Raw genomic sequence first — 14,766 nt, 5'->3', positions numbered from 1 at the left:
CGGGGGCAAGATGAGGGGCAGAAGGAGGTCTAAAAGGCCGCGGCGGCAGCGAGAACCAGGGCGCCGACGGCGATGATCAGGGCCCAGCGGGCAAAGGCGCTGGCCTGGCGCTGGGAGATGCGTCTGAGGGTGTCGGGATGCAGGCCGATGCGCCCGGCCGCCAGCTCCTCCGTTGCCCGGTCCAGATTGTCGGCCAGGGCGGGCAGGCGGCGCAGGGTGTGAAGCACGTCATCAACGGTTTCGCGCAGCCGCGCCTCGGGGCCGCGGTTCTCGCGCATCCAGGCGTCGATCAAGGGCTCCGCCAGGGTCCAGATGTTCAAGGAGGGATCGAGCGAGCGGCTGACGCCCTCGGCCATCAGCATGTTTTTCTGCAGCAGCAGCAACTGCGGCTGTACCGGCAGTTCGAAGGATTCGGTGAGGCGCAGCAACTGGGCCAGCAGCTTGGCGAAGGAGATTTCGTTCAGCGGCCGCCCGGCGATCGGCTCGCAGACCGAACGCAGCGCCTGGGCGAAAACGTCCAGGGCGTGGCGCTGCGGCAGATAACCGGCCTCCATATAGACCTGGGCCAGACGATGGTAATCGCCCTGCAGCGTCGCGATCAGCATATCCGCGAGATTGCGGCGGGTCCGCCAGTCCAGGCGCCCCATGATGCCGAAGTCGACCGCCAGAATGTTGCCGTCGCGGTCGACGAACATGTTTCCCGGATGCTGGTCGCCATGAAAGAAGCCGTCGCGGAACACCTGATTGAAGAAGATGCCGGCGGCTTTCGACAGCACCTCCTGCAGGTCGTGGCCTTCGGCGAGCAGGGCTTCGCGGTCGTCCAGGGGAATGCCGCTGACCCGCGACATGGTGAGCACGCGCCGCGACGAGCGCCGCCAGTCGATCGTCGGTACGCTATAGGTTTCGTCGCCGTCGAAGTTTTCCGCCAGTTCCGAGGCCGCCGCCCCTTCCATGCGCAGATCCATCTCCAGACGAACCGTGGTCTCGAAGACCTGGACCACATCGAGCGGTTTGAAGCGCTGCAGTTTGGGCTGTGCCCTCAGCGCCCATTCCGCTACCCAATAAAAGAACTCCAGGTCGCGCTCGAAAGCCTTTTCAATGCCGGGGCGCAGCACCTTCACCGCGACCGGCAGGCCCTCGCCGCTCTCGGGCTCCTGCCCCTCGGCCTTGACCGTTGCCAGATGGACCTGAGCGATGGAGGCGGCGGAGATCGGTTTGTCTTCGAAGCTGACAAAGAGCGCTCCCAGCGGCTGGCCAAGCTCTTCCTCAATGGTGGCACGGGCCAGTTCCGCGTCGAAGGGCGCCAGGCTGTCCTGCAGCTCGGCGAGGTCCTGGGCCACCCTTTCGCCGACCAGATCGGCGCGGGTCGACAGCGCCTGGCCGAGTTTGATGAAGCTGGGCCCCATTTCGGCCAGGGCGCGGGCGAGCTTCTGGCCCGGCCGCCCCTCCGCCTGGCGGCGGGAAAAGCGTCTGGCGATCCACACCAGCCCGGGGGCGATCTGAATTTCCTCCAGCGGCGCCAGAGCGTCGTGACGGGCCAAAGTGCGGACGATGCGCTGAAAGCGCAGGAGAGACCGAAGGGTGCGTAGCATCTTTTGAAGTAGACCCGCCTTAGATCCGCCAGCCGGAATGGATGGCGGCGATCCCGCCGGATAGGTTGCGGTAGCGGACCTGCTGCAGGCCGGCCGCGGACATCTTGCCGGCCAGTTCATCTTGCGGCGGAAAGCGGCGGATCGATTCAGCCAGATAGACATAGGCTTCACGGTCACCGGCGATGGCCGCGCCCATGGCCGGCAGCACGCTGAAGGAGTAGCGGTCGTAGAGATCGGCAAACAGCGGCACCACCACGCGGCTGAACTCCAGACAGAGAAACCGTCCGCCCGGTTTCAGGACCCGGCGCGCCTCGCTGAGCGCGCGCTCTATATGGGTGACGTTTCTCAGACCGAAGGCAATGGTATAGGCGGTGACGGAGGAGTCCGGCAGCGGCAGCCGCTCCGCATCGCCGCAGACCCAGTCGATGCCTTTAAAGACACCTTGATCCAACGCGCGGTCGCGGCCGACGGCCAGCATGCCCGGCGTCAGGTCGCAGACCATGATCCTGCTGGCGTTGTCTGCAACCGAATCCCGCTTTTCGAGCCGCTCCATCACCCTGAGCGCGATGTCACCGGTGCCGCCGGCGGTGTCGAGCAGCCGGATTCCGGGGCGCGGGTCCAGCCAGTCGATCATCGATGCCTTCCAGAGACGATGGATGCCGCCGGACATCAGGTCGTTCATCAGATCGTAGCGCCCGGCGACGGACTGAAAGAGTCCCTGGACCAGGGGCGCCTTTTCATCCTCCGCGACATCGCGAAAGCCGAAATGCGTCCGCCCGGCGTTTTCACCGCCGCCACGGAGGTTGTCGTAATGGTGTTTGTCGGAATCGGGGCTGCTGTTCATCGCGCGGACCATAGCGCGCAGGACGCCGCCGCGCTACTCTGGCCCTGCGCCCCGTTAAGGGGCAATTCGCCACAGTTCTCTTTCTTGGCCTCGTTTCTGGATAATTTTTTGCCCGATGCCTGAACTGCCGGAAGTCGAAACCGTTGTGCGCGGCCTGCGCCCCAGGCTGGAAGGCCGCCGCCTGGCCCAGGTGCAGCAGCGCCGCCCTAATCTGCGTTTTCCCTTTCCGGAGAACTTCGCCGCGCGGCTGACCGGGCGCAGGGTGGAGCGTATTCGCCGCCGCGCCAAATACATGCTGCTGCATCTGGATGACGGGCAGGTGCTGCTCTGCCATCTCGGCATGTCCGGACGCATGATGATCCATGAGGCATCGGATAGAGAGCCGCCGGCACCGCTGGACCGCCACGACCATGTCGTCTTCACCACGGATCAGGGGACCGAGGTGCGCTTCAACGACGCCCGCCGCTTCGGCGTCATGGACCTCTTTGCCGACTCGGCTGCGGACAGCCATCCGCTGTTGAAGGACCTGGGTCCCGAGCCGCTGGGCAACGATTTCAATGGCCCGGCTCTCGCTGCGGCATTGAAAGGAAAGCGGTCGCCCATCAAGGCGGCCCTGCTGGACCAGCGGGTGGTCGCCGGCCTCGGCAATATATATGTCTGCGAGGCGTTGTTCCTGGCCGGGCTGTCGCCGCGCCGCCAGGCCTATACGGTGCAGGGCGGCCGGGCCGAGCGTCTGGCGGGCGCGGTGCGGCAGGTTCTGACCCGTGCGATCGAGGCCGGCGGGTCCTCGCTGCGCGATTACGTGCAGGCCGACGGCGAGCTGGGATACTTTCAACATGAATGGGCCGTCTATGGCCGCGAGGGTGAAGGTTGTCCGGGCTGCGACTGCGATCCTGCCACCTCCGGCGGCGTTGCCCGGCTGGTGCAGAGCGGCCGCTCGACCTTTTTCTGCCCTCGCCGTCAGCGTTGAAATGATGAAGGGTCCGGACGCCGGGGCTATTGCGCCCGCCGCGGGCGCTGGGGTAGACAACCGCATGGTCAGTTTCAGGTGCTCCCGCCGCTTTGCCGTTTTGTTCGCCGCCTTACTCTGGATCGGCTTGGGCTTGCCCGCTGGCGCCCAAGATTCTGGCGCCCAGGATTCCGACGGTTTTGTCGGCGGCGTCGCCGATCTGCCGCTGATGCCGGGCCTCGCGGAGATGCCGGACAGGGGACTGATTTTCGACAAGCCGGGCGGGCGCATCGTCGAGGCTTATGCCGCCGGTGCGGTTGCCCCCGGTGCGGTTGCTTCTTTTTATGACACCACCCTGCCCCAGTTGGGCTGGCAGCGTGACCGGAGCGGCGGCTACCTGAGAGAGGGCGAGCGCCTGGAGCTGACCCTGACCGAGGCCGCCGGCCTGGTGACCGTACAGTTCCGCCTCTTTCCCCAATAACCGATCCCAGTAACCGATCCCAACAACCGATATGCCGCGGCCGCTCCGCGGCTCCCTCACGAAAGGACCGAGGCCGATGACCTACGAGAACATCATCCTTGAGAAGCAAGACGGCGTCGGGGTGATCACCCTCAACAGGCCCAAGGCCCTGAACGCGCTTTGCGCGGCGTTGATCGACGATCTCGGCGCCGCTCTGGACGATCTGGAAAGCGACGACTCAATCGGCTGCATCCTGGTGACCGGATCGGAGAAGGCGTTCGCCGCCGGCGCCGACATCAAGGAGATGAAGGACAAGACCTTTCAGGAAGCCTACGGCGAGGACTTCATCACAAAGGGCTGGGAGCGTCTGTCCCAGACCCGCAAGCCGGTGATCGCCGCGGTGGCCGGTTATGCGCTGGGCGGCGGTTGCGAGATTGCCATGATGTGCGACTTCATTCTTGCCGCCGACACGGCGAAGTTCGGCCAGCCGGAGATTACCATCGGCACCATTCCCGGCTCCGGCGGCACCCAGCGCCTGACCCGTTTCGTCGGCAAGTCGAAGGCAATGGAACTCTGCCTGACCGGTCGCATGATGGATGCCGAAGAGGCCGAGCGGGCCGGGCTGGTCGCCCGGGTGGTGCCGGCGGCCGAGCTGCAGGAAGAGGCAATGAAGACCGCGCGCAAGATTGCCGGGCTGTCCCAGCCCGTGGTGCTGATGGCCAAGGAGGCCGTCAACCGCGCCTATGAGACGACCCTGGCCGAGGGCGTGAGATTCGAGCGCCGCCTGTTTCACGCCACCTTTGCCCTGGACGACCAGAAAGAGGGCATGGCGGCCTTCGCGGAGAAGCGGGCGCCGGCCTGGAAAAACCGCTGATTTTTGCTGGAAAATAGCCCGCTGATGCGGCTTGACGAGGCCGGGGCGGGGGTCTATAACCCCGCCTTCCCGGTGTCCCGGACCAGAAGCACGCACTCAGGTGTCGAGCCAGGGTGGCTGAGCTTCGAAAGGGGCGCTAACCATATGAACCCGGTGTGATCCCGCTGCCGAAGCCCGCTGCAAGCTATGCGGCTCTTCCAGCCCGGTTACACAGGCAGACTGAGAACGTAATACAAAGCCATGGCACATCATAAGTCGGCCAAGAAGCGTATCCGCCGTAACGGCCGCCGGACGGAAATCAACCGCCGGCGGGTCAGCCGCATCCGCACCTTTGTGAAGGCTGTGGAGCTGGCGATTTCCAGCGGCGACAAAGACGCGGCCCAGACGGCGCTGCGCGCGGCGCAGCCGGAAATGCATCGCGGCGTTCGCGGCGGCGTGCTGCACAAGAACACCGTCGCCCGCAAGCTGTCGCGTCTCTCCGCGCGCGTCAAAGCGATCGGCTGAACCGCCGCACTCCCGGAAAAGTCCGGGAACAAAAAACAAGGCCGCGCCTTCAGAATATGAGGGCGCGGTTTTCGTGTTTGCGGAGTCCGGTTTTTGTTTTTGCGTTCCGCGTGTTTGCCGCATCTTTTGATTCCGCGGCGCATCCCGCGCAGTGTTGCAGATGCGCCTTGCCTGTAAAAAAAGTGTCGTTCTCCATTCGATCCGCTTGTCACCCGAAGTCTTTGCGCGTACATTAACTGTATCGCGCTTGGGGGTTCTGAGTAAGAAAATTTAGGAAAAAGCAAAGTAATAATTCGCGCCTAGCAAGTAATTCCCAAAACCAATTATTGAGAAAACTGCAGGTGCGGTAAGGGTGTGCGCTTCTCTGAAAGCAGATTGTTTTTTCTCGACCCGCCTGGCTCTTGGGGCCGCTTCCAAGCCGATACCTTGAACTACTAAAAGCAAACGAGGTTGCTGACCACGTTATGGACGATGCTTGTGCTGCCGCGCCGAATTACCTCTCGGTCCAGTGTGTCGCTGAATCCTGTTTGCTGAGCACCATGCTGTTGGGGGGAAGAGGTAGATGAGTTCTGGTGACGGCGAAGCAACTGTCATTGAACAATGGTCGCGCGTTCGCGGACGCTTGCGTGCCGAGGTGGGTGAAGCGGCATACCGTTCCTGGTTGACTCCTTTGACACTGGCCGGCGCACGTAACGGCAAACTTCGTTTGGCTGTGCCGACGCGTTTCATGCGCGATTGGGTTGCGAGCAATTACGCTGCGCGACTTGATGCGTTGTGGTCGGAAGAAGATCCCTCCATCGCCGGAATCGAAATCGTTGTGCAGCCGCCGGCGCGGCCTACGCCGAAACCCGGTGCAGGCGACGCGCTTCTCGGTGCTTCGACGACGACGCAGCACGATGATGAAGACAGCGGCGTTACCGCCGGCAAAGCAGCAGGTGCTTTGGCGTCAAAGGTCGCGCATAATGCTGTTAAATCCGCAGCGGTAAAGTCACACGACAGCGACTCTGCTGCTGCCGCGCGCGAAAGGATCTCTGCTTCCTTGGATCCACGTCTGACGTTTGAAAACTTCGTTGTCGGCAAGCCGAACGAGCTTGCCTATGCTGCCGCACGACGCATTGCAGAGGCGCCGACGGCGCCGTTCAATCCGTTGTTCCTCTATGGTGGTGTCGGTCTCGGCAAGACTCACCTGATGCACGCGATCGGTCTGCACATCAAGAAGCAGTCTCCCGAACGTCGCATCATCTATCTCTCTGCCGAGAAGTTCATGTACCAGTTCGTGCGTGCGCTGCGAACGAAAGACACGATGGCGTTCAAGGAACAGTTCCGTTCCGTCGACGTGTTGATGATCGACGATGTGCAGTTCATCGGCGGCCGTGAAGCAACGCAGGAAGAGTTCTTCCATACCTTCAATGCGCTGGTCGATCAGAACCGCCAGGTGGTGATCTCCGCCGACAAGAGTCCGAGTGATCTTGAAGGCGTTGAGGAGCGTATGCGCTCGCGTCTCGGCTGGGGGCTTGTCGCCGATATCCACCCGACGACCTACGAGTTGCGTCTCGGCATCCTGCAAGCGCGCGCCGAGCAGGCGTCGATCGACATTCCGATCAAGGTGCTGGAGTTCCTGGCGCACAAGATTACCTCCAACGTGCGGGAGCTTGAGGGCGCGCTGAACCGCATCGTCGCCCATGGCACGCTGGTGGGCCGGCCGATCACTCTGGAGAACACCCAGGAGGTGCTGCACGACCTGCTGCGCGCCAACGACCGGCGGGTGACCATCGAAGAGATTCAGAAGCGGGTCTCGGCCCACTTCAACGTGCGCGTTGCCGACATGCACTCGGCGCGCCGCGCCCGGGCGGTGGCCCGGCCCCGGCAGGTCGCCATGTATCTGTCGAAGCAGTTGACCTCCCGCTCCCTGCCGGAAATCGGCCGTAAGTTCGGGGGCCGCGACCACACCACCGTGATGCACGCGGTGCGCAAGGTCGAGGAGCTGAAAGCAACCGATTCCGGCTTCGCCGAGGACGTCGAATTGCTGCGGCGCATGCTGGAGGCCTGACGGGCCCGGCTGGCAGGCCCTTTCAGGGGCGGAAAAGCCAGCCAAAAGAGTCGCTTAGCGGTCACCTTCGCCGGTCCCGGCGGACGGGGTGCCCGAGACCGGCCAACTGCGCTTAAAGCTTACGTTTCCGGGCTTCCATGCTATACTTCGCAACCGCGCTGCGGGGATGCGTTTCGGCACCTTCGCAGGCGGTGCTGATGGGCCCGATTTTCCCTGTCGAGAGCTGGCGCAGGACAGGGGATTGGGGCCGCGCGAGCTTCGATCCCAGGGCTCCGCATCAAAGGCTGAAAAGCATCTGGAAGAAGCACCGAGATTTATGATCACCACCAACGCCCGAAGGCCTCGCACACCGTCATGAAGCTGACCATTGAACGCGCCGCGCTCCTCAAGTCTTTGACCCATGTTCAAAGCGTTGTCGAGCGCCGCAACACCATTCCCATCCTCTCCAACGTTCTGATTGAGGCGGAGGGGGATGCGTTATCGCTGACCGCTACCGACATGGACCTCACCGTGATCGACAAGCTGGGTGCCGAGGTTGCCCAGCCGGGCGCCACCACGGCACCGGCCCATACGCTCTACGATATCGTCCGCAAGCTGCCCGAGGGCGCCCAGGTATCGATTGAAGCCGGCGGCGACGACTCGCGCCTGACGCTGCAGGCCGGCCGTTCCGTGTTCACCCTGGCGACCCTGCCCAAGGAGGATTTCCCGGCGACGTCGGGCGAAGACCTGCCGCAGGGATTCACCTTGCAGGCGAGCGAACTGAAAACCCTGATCGACCGCACGCGCTTTGCCATCTCCACGGAGGAAACCCGTTACTATCTCAACGGCATCTTCCTGCATGCCGCGGCGAGCAACGAGCTTTCGGTGCTGCGCGCCGTGGCCACCGACGGCCATCGCCTAGCGCGGGTCGAGATGCCCCTGCCGGATGCGGCCAAGGACATGCCGGGCGTCATCGTGCCCCGCAAGACGGTGGGCGAGCTGCGGCGCCTGGTCGAGGGGATCGACGATCCCGTCGAGATCGCTCTCTCGGAGACCAAGATCCGCTTCGCCTTCGCCTCGACGGTGCTGACCTCCAAGCTGATCGACGGCACCTTCCCGGACTACGAGCGGGTGATCCCCGCGGGCAACGACAAGGTGCTGGAGGTCGACTGCAAGACCTTCGCCGACGCGGTGGACCGGGTTTCGACCATTTCCACCGAGAAGAGCCGTGCGGTGAAGATGGCCGTCGACAAGGGCGCCCTGACGCTTTCCGCCAACAGCCCGGAAAACGGCACCGCGGTCGAGGAACTGGAAATCGACTACGATGGCTCGGGAATCGAAATAGGCTTCAATTCCCGCTATCTCCTGGATATCGCTCAGCAGATCGAAGGCGACGCGGCGCAGTTCACCATGGCCGACCCCGCTTCGCCGACCATCGTCCGCGAAGTGGCCGATCCCAGCGCGCTTTATGTGCTGATGCCGATGAGGGTGTGATGGCGACCCGGGCGACAGGCTGTTCCCGGCGCCGCCCCTGGATTCATCAGGGTCCTGCGCGCCTTTGTTGACCTCCGCCGCCCTTGGCGATTCGGAGCCCGCAGCCGTGTCGCCGGAAACGGAGGGGGCGGGACTCTGGATCAACCGCCTTCTGGTTCACCAATTCCGCAGCTATGCGCGGGCGGAGCTGGAGATTTCAGCGGCGCCGGTGGTGCTGACCGGGGCCAACGGGGCGGGCAAAACCAATCTGCTGGAGGCGATCTCCTTCCTCTCGCCGGGCCGCGGCCTGCGTGGCGCCAAGCTCGGCGAAATCGACCGCATAGCGCCGGCGGCGGAGGATCGCGAAGCCGCCGGTCCCGCCGCCTGGGCGGTGGCCGCTTCCGTCATGACGCCGCTGGGTCCGCGCGAGATCGGCAGCGGCCGCGATCCGGGCAGTCTCGGCCCCGCGAACGGCAACGGCCGGGAGCGCCGGCTGGTGAAGGTCGACGGTGTTGCGGCCCGCGGCCAGCAGGCCCTGGCCGAGGTGATCTCCCTGGTCTGGCTGACGCCGCAGATGGACGGCCTGTTCCGCGAGGGGGCCGGCGGCCGCCGCCGCTTTCTCGACCGGCTGGTCTATGGCTTCGATCCGGAGCATTCGGCGCGCAGCAATGCCTATGAGCATGCCCTGCGGGAGCGGGCGCGGCTGTTGAAGTCCGGGCGCGGTGACGCGGCCTGGCTCGACGCGCTGGAGGACTCCATGGCCGGTCATGGCGTCGCCATCGCCGATGCCCGCCTGGCGATGGTGGAGCGGCTGCAGCAGGCCTGTGACGCGGCCGAGGGGCCTTTTCCCAAGGCCCGGCTGGCGCTGGAAGGAACGGTCGAGGAATGGCTGCGCGAAGGCCACCCCGCCCTGGCCGTGGAAGACCGGTTGCGTGCAAGCCTGGCCGAGAGCCGCCGCCAGGACGCCGAGGCCGGCGGGGCTGCCGTCGGGCCGCACCGCAGTGACCTTGCGGCCCAGCACGCCGCCAAAGGCGTGGCGGCGGGGCTGTGTTCGACCGGGGAGCAGAAAGCCCTGCTGATCGCCATCCTGCTGGCCCACGCAAGGCTGCAGAGCCTGGCACGGGGCGCGGCGCCCCTGCTGCTGCTCGACGAAGTGGCGGCCCATCTCGATGCCGAGCGCCGGGCCGCGCTCTACCGCGAGATCCTCGATATGCGCGCCCAGGCCTGGCTGACCGGCACCGATGCCGCCGATTTCAGCAGCCTCGCGGGCGCCGCGCAGTTTTTCACCATTCAGGACGGCGCCATCCGGCCGCGGCCGGCAGGATCGACGTCCGACACATGAGAACCAGAATCCTATGACCACCAGCGACGAACCCACCGCAGCCCGCAATCCGCAGCAGGACGATGCCGATTACGGCGCCGAGTCCATCAAGGTCCTGCGCGGCCTGGAGGCCGTACGCAAGCGTCCGGGGATGTACATCGGCGACACCGACGACGGCTCCGGCCTGCACCACATGGTCTACGAGGTGGTGGACAACGCCATCGACGAGGCCCTGGCCGGCTACTGCGACACCGTCACGGTCACCCTGAACGGCGACGGTTCGGTCACCGTGTCGGACAACGGGCGCGGCATCCCCGTGGATATCCACGCCGAAGAGGGCGTTTCGGCCGCCGAAGTGATCATGACCCAGCTGCACGCCGGCGGAAAGTTCGACCAGAATTCCTACAAGGTGTCCGGCGGGCTTCATGGTGTCGGCGTCTCGGTGGTGAATGCTCTGAGCGAGTGGCTGGAGCTCACCATCCGGCGCGGCGGCCGCAAGCATTCCATGCGTTTCGCCCACGGCGAAGCCGAGGGTCCGCTGACCGATGTGGGCGATGCCGAAGGGCGTACGGGTACGGAAATCACCTTCCTGCCGTCCCCGAAAACCTTCACCATGACGGAGTATGACGCCGCGACGCTGGAACATCGTCTGCGCGAACTGGCGTTCCTGAATTCCGGTGTACGTCTCACCCTCACCGACGCGCGCAGTGCCGAGGCGAAGGAAATCGACATGCACTACGAAGGCGGGCTGCTCGCCTTCGTCGACTATCTCGACCGCACCAAGACGGCACTCTTCGAGCCGCCGGTGACCATGGCGTCCGAGCGCGACGGGGTGACGGTCGAGGTGGCGATGCAGTGGACCGACAGCTACCACGAGACGGTGCTCTGCTTCACCAACAACATCCCGCAGCGGGACGGCGGCACCCATCTGGCCGGTTTCCGGGCCGCCCTGACCCGCCAGATCAACGCCTACGCGACATCGTCCGGTTTGATGAAGAAGGAAAAGGTCTCGCTGACCGGCGACGATGCGCGCGAGGGGCTGACCTGCGTGCTCTCGGTGAAAGTGCCGGACCCGAAGTTTTCCAGCCAGACCAAGGACAAGCTGGTTTCCTCCGAAGTCAGGCCCATCGTCGAATCGGTGGTGAATGAGCGGCTCGGCGAGTTTTTCGAGGAACATCCGCAGGAGGCGCGGCGCATCGTCGGCAAGGTGGTCGAAGCCGCCGCCGCCCGCGAAGCCGCCCGCAAGGCGCGGGAGCTGACGCGGCGCAAGGGGGCGCTGGACATCTCCTCACTGCCCGGCAAGCTGGCCGACTGCCAGGAGCGTGATCCGGCGCTCTCCGAACTCTTCATCGTCGAGGGCGATTCGGCGGGCGGATCGGCCAAGCAGGGGCGCGAGCGGCGCAACCAGGCCATTCTTCCACTGCGCGGCAAGATCCTCAACGTGGAGCGGGCGCGTTTCGACAAGATGCTGTCGTCCCAGGAAATCGGCACCCTGATCACCGCCCTGGGCACCGGGATCGGGCGCGACGAGTTCAACATCGACAAGCTGCGCTACCACAAGATCATCATCATGACCGACGCCGACGTCGACGGCAGTCACATCCGAACCCTGCTGCTCACCTTCTTCTTCCGCCAGATGCCGGAGCTGGTGGCGCGCGGCCACCTCTATATCGCCCAGCCGCCGCTTTACCGCGCCAAACGCGGGGATTCCCTGCGCTACCTGAAGGACGACCGGGAGATGGAGGCCTATCTCATCGCCAACGGCGTCAAAGACTCGGTGCTGGAAGGGCCCAGCGAGGGCCAGATTGCCGGCGCCGATCTGACGACCCTGGTGGAAAAGGCGGTGCGCGCCAAACATCTGATGGATCCGCTGATCCGCAAGGTCGGCAACGCCGACCTGGTGGAACAGGTCGCGATTGCCGGGGTGCTGAACCCCGATATCCTTGCCGATACGGCCCAGGCGGCCGAGGCAGCAAGTTACATCGCCACACGGCTGGATGCTTTAGCGGCTGATCATGAAAAGGGCTGGCAGGGCCATGCGACGGAGGAGGCTTTTACCTTCACCCGTGTCCTGCGCGGCGTTACGGAGCAGCGGGTCATCGACGGCCCGCTGATCCGCTCCAGCGAGGCGCGGCGTCTCGATGAAATGGCGGTAGAGTTACAGGAAGCCTTTTCCCACCACGCCAGCCTCACCGCCAAGGACAAGTCGTTCCGGGTCACCGGGCCGATCAGCCTGGTGGAGGCGATTTTCGAGCTGGGCCGCAAAGGCGTCTCCGTCGCCCGATACAAGGGCCTGGGCGAGATGAATCCGGAGCAGCTCTGGGAAACCACCCTCGACCCCAACGTGCGTGCTTTGCTGCAGGTGAAGGTCGCCCACAGCGATCAGGCCGAGGACGTGTTCTCCACCCTGATGGGCGACGTGGTCGAGCCGCGCCGCGATTTCATACAACAGCATGCGCTGGAAGTGGCGAACCTCGACGTCTGACCGGGTTGCGGCGGCTTGCACCGGCATAACTCCGGTCTATTGCGGCGGAATCTGGGCGTTCTGGCCGCAAGATTGCCTCCAAAGATTGACGCGGCGGCGGTGGTGAAACCGCTGATCTTTCTTTATCTATGGGGTCATGGCCGAAGGGAATCGTAAGGGCGCGCGGCGCCCGGCGGGGAAAGCCGGCAGCGCCAAGGGCCGCAGCCGCAAGACAACCGTCTCCAGCCGTTCCGGCAAGCGGAAAGCCAAGGCAGGATCGCGCACCAAGCGGGCGGTCCGTGCCGCCGGTATCCTGCGCCGGGTGGCGACCTGGTCGGTGATCGCGGCGATCTGGCTGGGCATCATCGGCGCCGGGGTTCTGGCCTGGTATGCCTACGACCTGCCGGAGGTGGGAGAGATCGAACAGCTCACCCGGCGGCCCAACATCACGCTCCTGGCCGCGGACGGCAGCCGTCTTGCCTCTTTCGGCGACCGTTTCGGGGCGACACGCGCCCTGCACGAGCTGCCGCCGCACCTGCCCCGCGCCGTGATCGCGGTGGAGGACCGGCGCTTTTACGAACACGGCGGGGTCGATTTCCGCGGCCTGCTGCGGGCGGTCTTCGTGAACATCCGCGATCTGCGGCTTTCCCAGGGCGGCTCGACCCTGACCCAGCAACTGGCGAAGAATCTCTTCCTCACCCCCGAGCGCACCTTCAAGCGCAAGATCCAGGAGGTCATGCTGGCGGTTTGGCTGGAGCAGCGCTTCACCAAAGACCAGATCCTCACCATCTACCTGAATCGGGTTTATCTGGGGGCCGGCACCTATGGTGTGGATGCCGCCTCGCGCCACTACTTCGGCAAGCCGGCGACCGAGGCGACGCTGTATGAATCGGCCCTGCTGGCCGGTCTGCTGAAGGCGCCGTCGCGGCTCAATCCGACCCGCAATCCCGATGCGGCCGATCAGCGCGCCGCCCTGGTCCTGCAGACCATGATCGAAAGCGGCTTCATCACCCAGGCTGAGGCCACCGCCGCGCAGGCCTCCAAAAAGCCGATACGGGCTGAGGCCGGCAATCCGGCGCCCTATTTCGCCGACTGGATTCTGGCCCAGGCGCGCGATTTCCTGGGCGGTATCGAGAGCGACATCCAGGTGACCACCACCCTCGATCCGGCTTTGCAGCGCATCGCCCGGGAGGAGGTCTCCACGCTTCTCGCCGCGCAGGCCGAGCCCCGCAAGGCCGGTCAGGCGGCCCTGGTCAGCTTGGCCCCCGACGGGGCGGTGCGCGCGCTGGTCGGTGGCCGCGATTACGGCGACAGCCAGTTCAATCGCGCCACCCAGGCCCTGCGCCAGCCCGGCTCCGCCTTCAAGACCTTCGTCTACCTGGCGGGTCTGGAAGCGGGGATGAGCCCGGACAGCCAGGTCACCGACGCGCCGGTGCGCATGGGCCAATGGCGCCCCAAGAACTATGGCGGGCGCTACTACGGCGACGTCACCCTGCGCGAATCCTTTGCCCGCTCGATGAACTCGGTGGCGGTGCGCGTCACCCAGAAGGTCGGGCCGAAAAAGGTGGTGGAGGCCGCCCGGCGCCTCGGCATCACCAGCGAACTGCGGCCCAACGGCGGCATATCCCTGGGCGCTTCGGAGGTGACGCTGCTGGAGCTGACCGGCGCCTACGCGGTTTTCGCCAACCAGGGCCGCCTCGTCGGGCCCTACGGCATCACCGAGATCCGCGACGGCCGCGGCAAGCTGCTGTTCCGCCGCGATCCGCCGCCGGGGGAAACCGTGGTCGCGGCGGGCAACCTCGCCAAGATGGCCAACATGATGTCGGCCACCGTGGTCTGGGGCACCGGCAAGGCGGCGCAGCCGGGCCGCGCCGCCGCCGGCAAGACCGGAACCAGCCAGGATTTCCGCGATGCCTGGTTCATCGGCTACACCGCCGAGTTGGTCACCGGGGTCTGGTTCGGCAACGACGACGGCGCGCCGATGGACAAGGTCACCGGCGGCAGCCTGCCGGCCCAGCTCTGGGGCCGCACCATGACCCGGGCGCTGGAAGGCGCGCCGGCACGGCCGCTGCCCGGTGGCGGCGAACTGGTCGCCCAGAGCGGCGATGACAGCATCGGCGGTTTCATCGGCCGTATCCTCAAAGGGCTGACCGGCGATGAGCCGGCGACGGCACAACCCCCCTCGGCCCCGGCCGGGCGGCAGGCCGATCAGGACGACAAGCCGTTCTGGAAGCGCGAGAGCCAGCGCGACTAGAT

General features: G+C 65.3%; 11 protein-coding genes. 9 read left to right on the top strand and 2 right to left on the bottom strand.

From position 1 onward, the window contains the following. Positions 1 to 29: 29 nt before the first annotated feature. Positions 30 to 1,592 carry a 2-polyprenylphenol 6-hydroxylase gene (gene ubiB / locus ACP146_RS23445; protein WP_422369178.1) on the bottom strand — a complete coding sequence of 521 codons (1,563 nt, stop codon included), beginning with the start codon at positions 1,590 to 1,592 and terminating at the stop codon, positions 30 to 32. Positions 1,593 to 1,611: 19 nt separating this feature from the next. Then, positions 1,612 to 2,436, bottom strand: coding sequence for a class I SAM-dependent methyltransferase (locus ACP146_RS23440; RefSeq protein ID WP_422369177.1), 825 nt, complete (start codon positions 2,434 to 2,436; stop codon positions 1,612 to 1,614). 115 nt (positions 2,437 to 2,551) lie between these two features. Here ACP146_RS23440 and mutM point away from each other — a divergent pair, with 115 nt between their 5' ends. The 9 genes from mutM (at position 2,552) to ACP146_RS23395 (ending at position 14,764) form a co-directional block, all read left to right on the top strand. Then, a complete protein-coding gene (mutM, locus tag ACP146_RS23435; protein ID WP_422369176.1) occupies positions 2,552 to 3,406 on the top strand; it encodes a bifunctional DNA-formamidopyrimidine glycosylase/DNA-(apurinic or apyrimidinic site) lyase in 855 nt (284 codons plus the stop codon). A gap of 64 nt (positions 3,407 to 3,470) precedes the next feature. Further along, the gene (locus ACP146_RS23430) at positions 3,471 to 3,866 is read left to right on the top strand and encodes a hypothetical protein (RefSeq protein ID WP_422369175.1); all 396 of its coding nucleotides are present in this window, start codon (positions 3,471 to 3,473) and stop codon (positions 3,864 to 3,866) included. Positions 3,867 to 3,942: 76 nt separating this feature from the next. Beyond that, positions 3,943 to 4,719: an enoyl-CoA hydratase gene (locus ACP146_RS23425; protein WP_422369174.1), complete on the top strand. Its 777-nt coding sequence runs from the start codon at positions 3,943 to 3,945 to the stop codon at positions 4,717 to 4,719. A gap of 240 nt (positions 4,720 to 4,959) precedes the next feature. After that, on the top strand, positions 4,960 to 5,223 hold the full coding sequence (rpsT, locus tag ACP146_RS23420; protein WP_422369173.1) for a 30S ribosomal protein S20: 264 nt from the start codon (positions 4,960 to 4,962) through the stop codon (positions 5,221 to 5,223). Between the two features lie 562 nt (positions 5,224 to 5,785). Continuing rightward, complete coding sequence (dnaA, locus tag ACP146_RS23415; RefSeq protein ID WP_422369172.1) at positions 5,786 to 7,273, top strand: chromosomal replication initiator protein DnaA; 1,488 nt, start codon at positions 5,786 to 5,788, stop codon at positions 7,271 to 7,273. Positions 7,274 to 7,627: 354 nt separating this feature from the next. After that, positions 7,628 to 8,746, top strand: coding sequence for a DNA polymerase III subunit beta (gene dnaN, locus ACP146_RS23410; protein ID WP_422369171.1), 1,119 nt, complete (start codon positions 7,628 to 7,630; stop codon positions 8,744 to 8,746). A 106-nt stretch (positions 8,747 to 8,852) separates the two neighbouring features. After that, positions 8,853 to 10,067, top strand: a complete 1,215-nt coding sequence (gene recF, locus ACP146_RS23405) for a DNA replication/repair protein RecF (RefSeq protein WP_422369170.1) — start codon at positions 8,853 to 8,855, stop codon at positions 10,065 to 10,067. A gap of 13 nt (positions 10,068 to 10,080) precedes the next feature. Continuing rightward, positions 10,081 to 12,531 (top strand): DNA topoisomerase (ATP-hydrolyzing) subunit B, encoded by a 2,451-nt coding sequence (gene gyrB / locus ACP146_RS23400; RefSeq protein WP_422369169.1) that lies wholly within the window; start codon positions 10,081 to 10,083, stop codon positions 12,529 to 12,531. A 136-nt stretch (positions 12,532 to 12,667) separates the two neighbouring features. After that, the gene (locus ACP146_RS23395; RefSeq protein ID WP_422369168.1) at positions 12,668 to 14,764 is read left to right on the top strand and encodes a transglycosylase domain-containing protein; all 2,097 of its coding nucleotides are present in this window, start codon (positions 12,668 to 12,670) and stop codon (positions 14,762 to 14,764) included. The last annotated feature ends 2 nt before the right edge of the window (positions 14,765 to 14,766 follow it).

Origin of the sequence: Pelagibius sp. (assembly GCF_965249265.1) — a bacterium.
GTDB lineage: Bacteria > Pseudomonadota > Alphaproteobacteria > Kiloniellales > Kiloniellaceae > Pelagibius.
Note: the sequence above shows the minus strand (reverse complement) of the source record. Positions and strands in the feature narration are given on the sequence as shown.

What these genes read in the sequence shown, in the direction of transcription:
- ubiB (WP_422369178.1), bottom strand. Translation starts at nt 1,592, where the DNA reads ATGCTACGCACCCTTCGGTCTCTCCTGCGCTTTCAGCGCATCGTCCGC.
- ACP146_RS23440 (WP_422369177.1), bottom strand. Translation starts at nt 2,436, where the DNA reads ATGAACAGCAGCCCCGATTCCGACAAACACCATTACGACAACCTCCGT.
- mutM (WP_422369176.1), top strand. Translation starts at nt 2,552, where the DNA reads ATGCCTGAACTGCCGGAAGTCGAAACCGTTGTGCGCGGCCTGCGCCCC.
- ACP146_RS23430 (WP_422369175.1), top strand. Translation starts at nt 3,471, where the DNA reads ATGGTCAGTTTCAGGTGCTCCCGCCGCTTTGCCGTTTTGTTCGCCGCC.
- ACP146_RS23425 (WP_422369174.1), top strand. Translation starts at nt 3,943, where the DNA reads ATGACCTACGAGAACATCATCCTTGAGAAGCAAGACGGCGTCGGGGTG.
- rpsT (WP_422369173.1), top strand. Translation starts at nt 4,960, where the DNA reads ATGGCACATCATAAGTCGGCCAAGAAGCGTATCCGCCGTAACGGCCGC.
- dnaA (WP_422369172.1), top strand. Translation starts at nt 5,786, where the DNA reads ATGAGTTCTGGTGACGGCGAAGCAACTGTCATTGAACAATGGTCGCGC.
- dnaN (WP_422369171.1), top strand. Translation starts at nt 7,628, where the DNA reads ATGAAGCTGACCATTGAACGCGCCGCGCTCCTCAAGTCTTTGACCCAT.
- gyrB (WP_422369169.1), top strand. Translation starts at nt 10,081, where the DNA reads ATGACCACCAGCGACGAACCCACCGCAGCCCGCAATCCGCAGCAGGAC.
- ACP146_RS23395 (WP_422369168.1), top strand. Translation starts at nt 12,668, where the DNA reads ATGGCCGAAGGGAATCGTAAGGGCGCGCGGCGCCCGGCGGGGAAAGCC.